Genomic DNA, 13,058 nt, shown 5'->3' with positions numbered 1-13,058 from the left:
GCCGCTATTTGAGACGCGGTGTGGCACTGTTGGCTTGCCAACAGTGAGAAGATTTGCATAACTAACTACAAGCTTAGAGAGGAGATGCTCTTTAGTCGCGTTCCACAACATGAATTGGAACTGTAGATCCGAATTTGAGCCTTCACCGTTGGGCAAGCCAACGGTGCCACCCCACCGAGCAGGAAATTGACAGTGAAATAGAACCAACTAAGAGCGAGGTCCAATTCTATTATAGCTCTTACTTAGCAACGAACACCCACTCTTCATTGTATGCATGCTCTGACCGTTTCCTGTTGCCTGCGGCAATCTCGGATTACATCCGAGACCACCCATTCAAAACTTTTTCGTGGTAGCAAAAAAATCGTGTGCACGAACCCAGCTTCCGGAAAAGATCAATCGTTCCTTCTACTCCTACTTCGAAGGTCTCGACCACTTGATCCGGGAGGTATAAATCCGGTTGTTACTCCCGTATTTCTCAATGCCGATCGGCTGCATCCACTCGGCCACCACAACCCACGTTTCAAAGGGGCTGATGTCGACCACCGCGAAGTTCCCCATCCGCGCCCCTTTTTCCGGGACGATAATTCGTTCGGTCTTACGAATCACTCGCATGGTTTTCGGATCAACTTCCGCCATGAACAGCGGCGCCCGATGACGGAATACATGATCGTTATTCGCACCACGACGCGTATAAACCAGGTACAGCTTCTCGCTGTGCGTCACCCAGTGCTGCTGCGTGTTATAGTTGCCCAGTTCCTGACCATCGTCAAATTTCCAGACGATCGGCTCGGAAAAGTTCAAGCCATCTTCACTAACAGAGACATAACCCTTTTCATCATTCCGCATCGTCAGATAATACCTGTTCTGAAACTTCGTAATTGAAGGCTCATACAGGCCCCGTTTCACGGGAATCGTGTGCGCGCTGCCATGTTTTTTGTACGTCAGTTTTTCACCATCGAAGTCACAGAGCACCACTGCAGAACTGTATTGTATTGCCGTTTTTGTTTTGAAGTACACGGGCAATAGAATCGTGCCGTCTTCCAGATCCACGCGCTGGGCCGAACCGGCGCCGCAGTTTTCGAATTCTGGCCGATCCGGCATCGGCATCGTTGTCCAATCTGACCAGGTATGATCTTTCTGATTGTAAACCGAATACGCCACGCTCCGTTTGCGAACGTGCATCACCTTGTTATTTTCGTAACGCACCGAATGCCCGGTCCCCAGCAGTTTTTTCGTCTTCGCGTGCCAGCCGGGTGTAAAATCGCAGATCGCAATTTCTCGCGTGTCTGACAAACGACGGCGCGCGAGTGTGTCATGCTTGATCGGCCCTTCCCAATGCTCGCCATCACTGGTTCGAAATTCATTCAAGGCATAAAACACATCGGAACCGGTGAGTAATAACTTTTGAGTTGTCAGCACCACGGTCGCGGGAAACGGCCCCGTTTGGGGAATCGCACCGGCACGGGCCTGCACCCAGCAGGTTTTGCCGTCAAAGCCTTCCGTGACCGTGCGCAGATCAACCTCATACGTCAACGGCTGCGAATCCTCGGCAGCTGAGGCACCGATTCCGATAATCAGTAAACCAAGTACAATACAAGTGGGAATGATTTTTTTCATGAGAGCCTCTATTTTCAATGAGAAGAGAATATCTCTTTACGATAAGCAGATTCAGCACCGGTCTCAATACCAGAGCAAATAATGTCAAAAAGAGATCCCGCTGAATAAGTTTGCATTCCGCGTGAAACCGACTTTAAAATGAATCTGCGTCAGCCTCTCTTATCTTTTTCAGGAACAGACAAATGCGAACATGCGCTCTGATCGCGATCTTCTACTTCATATCGATTATTAATCTGACAGCCGCTGAGTTGGATTGGATTCAGGTCAGCCAAGACGGAAAGTCATTCGTGACGGCAAAAGAGCAGACGCCGTTTGTTCCCTGGGGATTCAACTACGATCACGACCGAGAGGGACAGCTCCTCGAAGATTACTGGAACACAGACTGGAAAACGATCGAGCAGGACTTCGCCGAAATGAAGCAGCTCGGCGCGAATGTCGTGCGGATTCATATTCAGTTCGGCAAATTCATGGCTGCTCCCGATCAGCCGCGAGCAGCTGCGTTAAAGAAACTGGGAGAACTGTTGAAACTGGCCGAACACACGGGCCTGTATCTCGATCTGACCGGTCTGGGCTGTTATCACAAGCAAGATGTTCCCGGCTGGTACGATCAGTTGAGTGATGCAGAGCGCTGGCAGGCTCAGGCAAATTTCTGGTCCGCCGTCGCAAAACAGTGTGCCAACAGCCCTGCCATCTTCTGCTATGATTTAATGAACGAACCGGTGGTCCACGGAGGTAAGAAAAAAGGGACCGACTGGCTCGGCCCCGGGTTTGCCGGCAAGCATTTTGTGCAACGAATCACACTCAGCCCCGATGAACGCCCGCGACCCGAGATTGCAGCCGCCTGGATTAAAATGCTGGTCGATGCAATTCGCAAACAGGACCAGCGACATCTAATTACCGTCGGTCTCGTCCCCTGGAGTCTGGAGCGTCCCGGCCTGCAATCCGGGTTCGTTCCCGACAAAATCAGCCAACATCTGGATTTTATCTGCGTGCATCTCTATCCCGAAAAAGGGAAAGTGAAAGAGGCCCTCGAAACATTGAAAGGATTCGACGTCGGCAAACCACTGGTGATTGAAGAAACGTTCCCACTCAAGAGTTCGCCTCAGGAATTCGAGGAGTTTCTCTTGAAATCAAAAAAACACGCCGACGGCTGGATCGGTTTCTACTGGGGCCAAACACGCGAAGAATACGAAAAGGGCAAAACCATCCGCGATGCCATCATGGCCGGCTGGCTGAAATTCTTCGAGGAAAACGGTCGCCAATTTAAAGAACAGCACTAAGAGAGTACACGGCTAAGGCTGAACGCAGCGAGCAGGAAAATGTAGGAAAGCAGGCTAACTAGCACTCGATGGGGTGGCACTGTTGGCTTGCCAACAGTGATGAGGGAAGCCTGCGTGACTATTAAACTCGTAGGAGCGGTACACAAGGGGCCGCCCCTACCACTACACACGTTGGGCAGTTGATCTGGAATCGAACGAGCACCGTCGGACAAGCCGAGCGGTGGCACACGGGAGTGTTATCTGGTATTTGACACGATATTCAAAATCGTACCAGCACCTCTCACGGCTTGAACACAATATCGGTCACGGTGCCGAACTTCGCGGGCAAAGGCATGTTCGCAAACTGCTCCTGATTGCCCACTCGATACTGCCAGCGTCCCGCTAAAGGGAGTGCGCTGGTTGCTGAGATCAATTGAGGTACTGAAGCGAAATCAGACCCTTGATTCATCCCTTTCACCTGCAACACAATCAGGTTGGCGTCGTTTTTCGCCACCGGTTGACAGTCGATTTGAAAACCGGCGTCCGTTTTCTGGAGAGACGTTCCATTCAACCAGGCGTTGACTTCGGTCCCTTCCGCGCCAGCGACTTTCAGCAGCAGCGGCTGACCCGCCATCCATTTTTCCGGAACCCGAACCACGCAACGATACCAACGACTCTGTTTTGTTTTCTGTGCTTGCTCTACTCCGGGAATCTGCACGACGGACCAATGAGGTGCAGAGTGCAGTGTGACTTTTTCGGAAAGACTCACGTTGGCCGGGTCGAGGCCGGCGGCCCAGTAGATGCCGTTCGCCAGCAGTCGTACATACTCCGGCTGTTTGAAATCTCCCGGATGCCCGAGCGAAGTATAAAACGATTTGCCGCCGTCTTTCCGTTTGAACGTCCAGGCGACCGGCTCGGCCGGTTTCCCTTCCGCTTTCGCGGTCATCAACACGGTCGTCCCTTTCGCCAGCGGCAAGACTTCATATAACGAGTAAGCTTGCGGGAAGGGTTTGTCAGGGATTCCCGTCAGAATCGGGTTTCGCTTTTGTGCTTCGTTGATCGAAACAATCGATTTCAAATCATTGGCGTAATGCCCGTGATAATTGCCGCCGAAGACTTCCGCATCAAACTCAGGCCAGTCCTGCAATCCTTCGGGAGGCTGCTTGCCTCTGAGAGAAAATGCATGACTGGCAGTCCGAATCCCCACGACCGGCTTTCCCGCTTTGACGTAATCGCGAATCGCCTGCATCGCTTTTTTCGGCAACACGCGTCGACGAACGCTGAACAGGACGACGTCTGCATCCTTAATGGCTTCGATGCCGGGAATCGAATTGCGGTCCTTGTCATCAGCAAACACCATGCTCACGCGAAAATGTTTGCCGAGATTTTTAGCGGCAAATTCGGGCAGACTTTGATTAGTCTCATACTCGGCTTCGGCCATCACGATCAGCAGATGGGGACGCTGATCGCGTTTGAAGGTAAATTCCTGGCCGCCCAGAATCTGATCGCTGGTAATAGTTGGACAGACATACTTTTCGATGTGCGACACAATCAAATCGTTGCCGGTAAAATGACTGACGTAAGGCCAGCGTTTCGGGTTATACATCGTGTCGGTCATATCGCGAACCAGCACAACATTCTTCCCGTTTTTCGCCAGTTGGCGCAGACCAAAGGGCCGCCCCAGCACACACATGTTGGTATGCACGCCGGTCAGAATCACATTCTTGATGCCGCGACTTTCCAGAATCCGCCAGACCTCATCCCCTTTATCGCTGATATAATCTTTGTCGCCGTTGATGGTGATCAAAGGAGACTGGCTATTCCAAGGCAGCGCTGGATTGCGTCCCAGTGATTTCAATTTTTTCGCCCAGGCCGCATGTTCTTCCGGATCGTCGTCTTCTCCTCCATCCGATTGATCGAGGGGATAGACGGCCCGTTCTTCGCTGGGAATCTTCGAACACCAGTTCTCAATTCCTTCGGGAATCGGCCCCTTGTGCTTCACCTGCATCGCCCGCATGCGGGCCGGGTGCCCCTGGTAGGCGGGCATGCAGTCACTGGGAGCATGAATAATCGTCACGCCCTGTGACCGCGCTTTCTTCAGCAGGTTGTCTAACCGCGGTGCAAACTGTTCCAGACGTTTGACAGCGTTCAGACAGTGATGATAATCCCAGACATCGCAGACAATGATCGCCGTTTGCTCCGGCTTCCAGTTTTCTGAACGTTGCAAACGATGATAGCGTCCCGAGTCTTTGCTCGTTTCCTGCTGATAGCGGAGTTGTAATTTGAGATCCTCAGCCGACAATCCAGTTGTCGTCATCAAAACCAGACTCAGGCAGGCAGCCAGCTTGCATAAAGTATTCACGTGATGTCTCCTGGTGGCAGGCAACGGGAAGGAACGGTCGAACACATTCTGCTGAAGGCATCAACAGTCTCTTCATTCTAAAGCGAGATCACACCAGAACAAAAGTCTGAAAGCAAAAAACAAAAAAATCCAGCCTGAAAAGTAAATGACTTCTCAGGCTGGATCAGTAATTTGACTCTGTTTCAGGATATTCGAGAGCGAAAGTCCTTAACGACGCGATGCGGCCGAACGGCGATAGCGTTCGAGCCGTTGTTTGACCTGCTCGATTTTCTCCCTCTGCTGCTGATTCGAAACAGTCGTTTTGCCAGCCGTTCCCCGGAATGAAGACGGAGGTCGAAAGGTCGGCTCTTCTGGTTGCTGAGAACGACTCTGACGCTGAACGCTGGCAACACGAGGCAGACTGCGGCTGATGCGTTCGTCTCGCATGCGTTGCTGTGATTGTGGCTTGCGAGTCAGTACTGCATCCGGCTGGAAGCGAGCCGAGGTCGGCTGTGGCTGATTGCTGACTTCGCCTGACAGATACGAAACAAACTTGGAACTGGCTTTGTTGATAATCACCACACGACTGGCTGATTGCGGTTTGTTCAACGGACGAATAATGCAGACCACTTCTGCTTCTCCCGCCTGATCTAAAGCCGCCTGCAATTGAGACAGATCCGGATTTCCAGTTGTCGCTGATGTGACAGATTGACTGGGCATCGCCCGATCCAGAAACTCATCCAGCAAGGCCTGATTGGGTTCGGCCCGCATTTCCTCTCGTGATTCCGCCATCGCCAGTTTGACTTCGGGAGCAGGCTGCTCGATTTCAGGCTGCTGCTTGTACAACGCCGTCAATTTCGAGTCATCCAGTAATTTGTGAATCACAGGCAGACCGACATATAATCCGCGTTGATCATCTTTTTCTACTGCAAAACAAACGCCCACCAGTCGGCCCGATCGATCGAACAAACCGCCGCCGGAACGTCCCTGCACGGGCATCCCCGTACATTCAATATTGTCCGGTCCTAAAAATCGATTCAGTTCGGTCACCTTGATTTTTTCCAGTGTCGGCAGTTCACCGCCGTTACACCCGATACTGGCGACGGTATCGCCGGCTTTGACTTCATGTTCGATGGAAGCGACTTTTGCTGCAGCAACCACACCCGACGTGGGAATCGAGATCAGTCCCACATCACCTTCCATATTGTATCGCACCAGGGTGCCTACGTAAGTTTCGAATTTCTCGCCTTGAAAAACATCGACTTCGATCACCGAATCGTTCTTTAATTCGCTGAAGATGTGACTGCAGGTCATAATCAGAGTGCGACCCACGGCACTGTGAATGATCGTTCCCGAACCGAGATCCATCCCTTTTCGATCTTTGACGCGAATCCGTACCGTGCTCGCACGCCAGTCATTCACGACCGGAGCCTGTGGTGATTCTACCAGGTGATCGCCGGCAGCATCGCCGAACTGAGCCCGGATCACAGGCTCTTCGACAGGCACCGATTCTTCTTCTTTCGATTTACCAAAAAAGGGAATGTTGAACCCACGCGATTTCTTTTTTGGTTTGGTCTCGTTTTGTGTCAGTTGAATCGGCGCCTCTGACGACTGGCCGGCTTTTCTTTCATTAGCGGCAAAAATCACCGAGTCCTCTTTGTTTGAACTCGCAGGTGGTTGAGCTTCTTGAGCAGGAATCCGGGCCAGCATCCGTCTCAGGTTGCTTTCCGTCGTCGCGCCAACGGAACGGGCAACTTCCCGACCTTCGACCACCAGCACGAATGCGGGAATACTGGAGACGTTAAACCGACGCGCCAATTCCGGCTGCTGATCGACGTCAACCTTTTTAATCGGAAAACCTTCACGCTTCAAACGCGAAATCAACGGGCTCATTTTTTGACACGGACCACACCAGGTCGCGGTGAAATCCAACAACACCCCGTTGGGAGCCGCCGCACTGGCTGAACCGGAAAGAACTACAAATGATAAAATAACTGTCGTCAAAAACTTCATCTACCAACTCCTCAAAAAGGTTGGTTTGAACGCACGAAGCGTTACTGATTCAGATAAAGGGGTATAGTCTCCAGACTCCTGTCGAGAAATGGGAATGTTTCTCAGGACAGAGCAGACAACCGAACGGGCTGTCATTTGCAGAGAAGCAGTGCAGCGAGATTGATTGAGAATCTCTGCGTGAGCGAAAAACTGCTGGAGCCCCCTCTTAATCCGAAGAGAGTCGACAGTTCGAAAGTTCACAGCCCTGTTGAATGAATCAACGGGCGAATTCTGTGAAAATAGCTTCACGATGCGGCTTCCATGCCTCTTAGTTAGTTCCAACGCAGCGTTGGAAATGAAGATTTGTTAAATGGCGAATCGAGTCGGTCTTCCTGACCTTCTGTTTTGATTCAAGTGAATTGTCGGTTCCGTACCTGTGTACAAGTATGAATGAGAAATGGAATTCAAAATCCCATTTGTGACGGGTCATCGAATAAGGACGCACCTTGCGTACCAGAAAAACAAATTATTTTGCGAAATCTTCGCCAGAACGCGTAAATACATTAAAGAGTATTCTTTGTAAATAGGATTTTCTCTGGAACCTTTTACAATCAACTCTCTCAGAAATCATTTTGCTGTCTTTTTTGCAAGACATTGTAATTTTTACGCTATTTTCCGCAGTTTTTTTAACTGGTACCAATGAGGGCCGGTTGTGGTGATATCGCAGCGCCAATCAGCGGGTTTTTGACAGGAGCCCCAAACTGGTTGTGTACTTTTCTGCTTTGGAAGAACTATAATAAAACAGTAACAATTCTGAGGTTGGCCCCAAGTGGTCCGAGCTTGGAACCTTTTTCTTAAGCAACTGTTATTGAATCACTTACACCACCTGAAGAATGACGCCGTCTTTCTTCGCACTGCCCCACCTTGAACATAATTACAGAACCGTTTTCTGTTTTCCCGATATTTCGAAACTGAAAGGCGATCCCGCACCAGACACGATTTCAATTCGCGAAATCCTTATATTCCACAGATCGCTTTGAAGAATTTGCCCCAGTTATGTATCCCACATTTTTCCGAATGAAACACATGAAACTGATATTCCCCGTTCTAATGACGCTCCTGCTGTTACTCTCTGTCGGCTGCAGTAAACAGGAAGAGATTACCTCATACACCGTTCCCAAAACGTCTTCGGGACTTGGTCCTGCCGGATCAGACAGTGCCATGGCGCCCGCCAAAGAGGTCCGCATGCTGGCAGCGATTTTACCCGACAGCCCTCAGAACTGGTTTTTCAAAATGACCGGCTCTCCCGAACAGGTGAAAGCTGAGTTCGATCCGTTCGTGCAATTTCTCAAATCCGTTTCCCTGAAGGATGGGAAGCCGGAATGGAAACTTCCCGAAAACTGGACGCAGGAGCCGGGCAGTTCCATGCGATTTGCCACACTGAAAGTCAAAGACAGCGACCCGCCAGTTGAACTCTCGGTAATTCCGCTTCCCGCCAGCAGTAATCTGAGCGTGGACTTACTCTCCAATATCAACCGCTGGCGCGATCAGGTGGGGCTCGGCAATATTACCGAGGCGCAGTTGAAAGACGCTTCAGATACCCCCGCACTCGATACCGAACTATTCACCCTGAAAGCCGGCGATCAAAGCATGACGGTCGTCAGCCTGAAAGGCAAGATGGCAGGCAACCCCATGAGCCGTGCCCCCTTCGCATCCGGCATGATGGGTGGCGGAGGTCGGCCTGCTCCCGGTCCCGTAAATCCCCCCGCAGCCGCAGCATCACCTATCAAATTTGAAACGCCCACAGGCTGGAAACCGGGTCGCAGTGGTGGAATGCGAAAAGCCGCCTTTAATATCACTGAGGGAGACGAAACCGGTGAAGTCACGATCATTGATCTGGCCAAAGACGCCTCTCCCCTGCTCCCGAATATCAACCGCTGGCGGGGACAGGTCGGCCTGAAAGACATCACAGAAGCCGAACTCACCAAACAATCCGAGCAGTTAAAAGCCGGCGATCTGGAAGCCACCTATGTGAAACTGATTGGCCCCAAAGAAGCCATTTTAGGTGCGATCATCTATCGAGGTAATCTGGCCTGGTTTGTGAAATATAAAGGCTCTACAAAACTGGCTGAACAGGAAGAAGCACGATTTAAACAGTTAGTGCAGTCGATCCGATTTGAATAGCCCAATTCCAGCCCATACGAAACGATCATTAAATTATTGAGTCTGACTTTCAGGAAATCATCATGTCAACAAATACACTCTCAGACACATCCAGCGAATTTGCTACCACCGACTCCAATTCGGGGTCTGCAAATTCGAATGAACGGTTCCTGAAAATTTTACAGCCTTTTGCGTCACTGAAGCTGACCGTCGTGCTGTTCGCGATGGCTATCTTCATTATTCTGGCCGGCACACTGGCACAGGTGAATAAAGATATCTGGGTCGTGATCGACGAATACTTTCGTACCGGAATCGCGAAGATAGAATTCAAAATCTTCTTTCCCCCCTCTTTTTTCCCCAACCTCGACCAGCAGAATATCCCCGGCTTCATTTACTTCCCCGGCGGCTGGCTCATCGGCTTTATGATGGGCATCAACCTGCTGGCGGCGCACTTCATCCGTTTTAAAGTGCAGGCCAAAGGCAAACAACGCACAATCGGCTGGGTCATCGTCACTCTGGGTTTACTCATTACCTGGGGTGTCATCGCCAGTGGATCAAACAAAGATGGCTTCCAGGAATATTCTGTTCTGAGCTGGCTTGTCTTATGGTGGTTATTTGAAGCAGGTATTGGGATCCTTGCTATCGCGAGCCTCGTTCTTTATTTCAAGATTGAGAAATATCGTAGAGCCGAACGTGGCCTGACGCTCGGAGCTGCAATTCTGTTTGCCTGCCTGATGGCCTGGTTTCTGGCACAAGGAGACGCCGCCCGCTTCAGTGATTCTTCCATGCGGATTCTCTGGCAATTAATCAAGGCCACCTTTGCCGGCGTTGTATTACTGGTGGGATGCATTCCTCTCTTCAAAAAACGGGCCGGTATCGTACTGCTGCACGGCGGTGTCGGTTTGATGATGCTCAGCGAACTGATGGTCGGCACCATGGCCGTCGAAACCCAGATGACCATCTCCGAAGGGGAAACAACCAACTACGTCCACGACATTCGCACCATTGAACTGGCAATTATCGACCAGACCGATCCGAAACAGGATCAGGTCACCGTCATTCCCAAGTCGATTCTACTCGCAAAACGGAAAGAAGTCGTTTCTGATCCGAAGCTCCCCTTTAACTATGAATTAGTCAAATATTATCCGAATTCTTCGATCCGCAAGATTTCCTCGTTAACGCCCGAGGAAAAAAAACTCGCCGAGAACCCTGCAACTGGCGGCATCGGAAAAGACTGGATCGCCTTACCCGCCCGAAGTGCAACGGGCACCGACACCGGCGGCGCCGTCGATACCCCGGCTGCTTACATTAAAATCATTGATAAAAAAACAGACGACTCTCTGGGCGTCTATCTCGTCAGTCTCGAGATGGCATTACAGGAAATCGGCGAGCAGGTCGTTGTCGATGGAACACCATACCAGCTCTACCTGCGATTCAAACGCACCTATAAACCCTATAGTGTTAAACTCATCGATGTTCGCAAAGACGACTACGCCGGCACGAGTACGGTCATGAATTATTCGTCCGATATTCATCTGGTCGATCCGACGACCAACGTCGACCGGGACATCAAAATCTGGATGAACAACCCACTCCGTTACAGCGGCGAAACATTTTATCAAAGCGGCTACCACGCCGACCCGCGTACCGGCAAAGAATTGACGACCCTGTCGGTTGTCACGAACATGGGCTGGATGATCCCTTACGTCTCCTGCATGATTGTCGCCGTCGGCATGTTGTACCATTTCATGATTACCCTGCTCCGATTTCTGGGACGGCGTGAAAAACAGAGAATTGAGCCATCCGCGGTTTCTGAGTTCTTACCACCCGATGATGCAAAACACGAGGACATTAAAGACAAGCAACACTTTATGAAAAGTCTGAATACCTATCTGATACCTGCGCTGATTCTGGTCATCTTTGGCGGCTATCTGATGAGTAAAGCCCGCATCCCCAAAACACCGTCGAATCAAATGAGCCTGTATCAATTCGGTGAACTTCCGATTCTGTACCAGGGACGCGCCAAGCCCATTGATACTCTGGCCCGTAACAGCCTGCGAATCATCTCGGGTCGGCAAGACTTCACGGATCCAGATGGAAACAAACAACCTGCGATCAAATGGCTACTGGATACGATTGCCAAACCGCAAGAAGCTTATTCATACAATGTGTTTCGGATTGAAAATCCCGATCTGCTCCATACACTCGGACTCAAAAAACGACCGGGCTTCCGCTACTCCCTGGAAGACTTTATCGAAAAGCTTCCGGAGCTCACGAAACAGGCAGAACTGGCACGCCAGGCGGGTCAGGGAAAAGCCAGCTTGTATCAATCACGGGTCCTGGATCTGGAAAAGAAAATCGGCATCGTCGATTTACTGATCCAGTCATTCACTCCTCCCAATATTCGCGCGGAATCGGCACGCGAAGATTTAATTGAAGCCATCCGCCGTCATGGCATGCTCGACCGCCGCAACCCTCCCCGCGTCATTCCGCCGGGAGGTGCAGCCGAAGAAGAAGCCGAATGGCAAACCTATTCCTATGCCTGGACCCGCGATCTGGTCAAAGCCAGTTTTTCCAAGGACAAAGAAAACGAAGCCACCCAGGCCTGGACTAAAATTCTGGTCGCCTATTCGCAAGGCAATACCGAAGAGTTCAATAAAGAAGTCCGCAACTATCAAACCTGGTTGAAAAAACATCAGGCCGATCTGACAGATGTGAGTCTATCCAAAATTGATTACGAAGCATTCTTCAATCACTTTGAGCCGTTTTACTATTGCTCGGTCCTCTACCTGATTGCCTTCGTTCTCGTCTGTATTTCATTCCTGATCGGAGAGAAAACGTTAGGGAGCGCCTCCTTCTGGCTGATCGTCCTGACATTTGTCGTACATACGTTTGCTCTGATTTCCCGGATCTATATCTCGGGACGCCCTCCGGTCACCAACCTTTACTCCTCTGCTGTCTTTATTGGCTGGGGCGCCGTACTGGCGGGAATCGTCATCGAGCGCATGAATCGTCTGGGCATCGGAAACCTGCTCGCTTCGGTTTCCGGTTTTGCAACCTTGCTCATCGCACACATGCTGGCCGGTGACGGTGATACGATGGCCGTGCTGCAGGCAGTTCTCGATACCCAGTTCTGGCTCGCCACGCACGTGGTCTGTATTACCCTCGGTTACGCCGCCACCTTTGTCGCCGGACTGCTCGGTCTGTTTTATATTCTGTGGGGTACGTGTACCCCGCGGATGACCGCGAATGCCGGCAAAGAAATCATTCGCATGCTCTACGGCGTACTCTGCTTTGCCATTTTCCTCAGCTTTTTTGGAACTGTACTCGGCGGTCTCTGGGCCGACGATTCCTGGGGCCGTTTCTGGGGTTGGGACCCGAAAGAAAATGGGGCGCTGATTATCGTACTCTGGAACGCACTGGTTCTGCACGCTCGCTGGGGAGGCATGATTAAAGATCGAGGACTGGCGATCCTGGCGATCGGCGGTAACATCGTCACCAGTTGGTCCTGGTTTGGGGTGAATGAACTCGGCGTAGGTCTGCACTCCTATGGATTCACGGAAGGGGTCCTGATGGCGCTCGGCCTGTTTATGCTTTCACAGTTGGCCGTGATGGCGGTCGCCTTGATACCGCAAGACCGCTGGTGGAGTTTCAAAAACCGCGACGCTTAATCAATTAGGGAAAAT

6 protein-coding genes are annotated in these 13,058 nt (G+C 51.1%); 3 read left to right on the top strand and 3 right to left on the bottom strand.

What is annotated here, in order from left to right:
* Positions 1-411 precede the first annotated feature (411 nt).
* Entirely contained in the window at positions 412-1,617 is a 1,206-nt protein-coding gene (locus Pan241w_RS02950) for a sialidase family protein (protein WP_145210734.1), read from the bottom strand.
* Positions 1,618-1,799: 182 nt separating this feature from the next.
* Here Pan241w_RS02950 and Pan241w_RS02945 point away from each other — a divergent pair, with 182 nt between their 5' ends.
* On the top strand, positions 1,800-2,897 hold the full coding sequence (locus tag Pan241w_RS02945) for a cellulase family glycosylhydrolase (protein WP_145210730.1): 1,098 nt from the start codon (positions 1,800-1,802) through the stop codon (positions 2,895-2,897).
* A gap of 280 nt (positions 2,898-3,177) precedes the next feature.
* On the opposite strand, the gene Pan241w_RS02940 is transcribed toward Pan241w_RS02945, so the two are convergent.
* On the bottom strand, positions 3,178-5,238 hold the full coding sequence (locus tag Pan241w_RS02940; RefSeq protein WP_198000296.1) for an isochorismatase family protein: 2,061 nt from the start codon (positions 5,236-5,238) through the stop codon (positions 3,178-3,180).
* 207 nt (positions 5,239-5,445) lie between these two features.
* Positions 5,446-7,230 (bottom strand): thioredoxin domain-containing protein, encoded by a 1,785-nt coding sequence (locus tag Pan241w_RS02935; RefSeq protein WP_145210727.1) that lies wholly within the window; start codon positions 7,228-7,230, stop codon positions 5,446-5,448.
* Positions 7,231-8,295: 1,065 nt separating this feature from the next.
* Here Pan241w_RS02935 and Pan241w_RS02930 point away from each other — a divergent pair.
* Positions 8,296-9,393, top strand: a complete 1,098-nt coding sequence (locus Pan241w_RS02930) for a hypothetical protein (RefSeq protein WP_145210724.1) — start codon at positions 8,296-8,298, stop codon at positions 9,391-9,393.
* 62 nt (positions 9,394-9,455) lie between these two features.
* Positions 9,456-13,043, top strand: a complete 3,588-nt coding sequence (ccsA, locus tag Pan241w_RS02925; RefSeq protein ID WP_145210721.1) for a cytochrome c biogenesis protein — start codon at positions 9,456-9,458, stop codon at positions 13,041-13,043.
* Positions 13,044-13,058 lie beyond the last annotated feature (15 nt).

The organism is Gimesia alba (assembly GCF_007744675.1).
Lineage (GTDB): Bacteria > Planctomycetota > Planctomycetia > Planctomycetales > Planctomycetaceae > Gimesia > Gimesia alba.
Note: the sequence above shows the minus strand (reverse complement) of the source record. Positions and strands in the feature narration are given on the sequence as shown.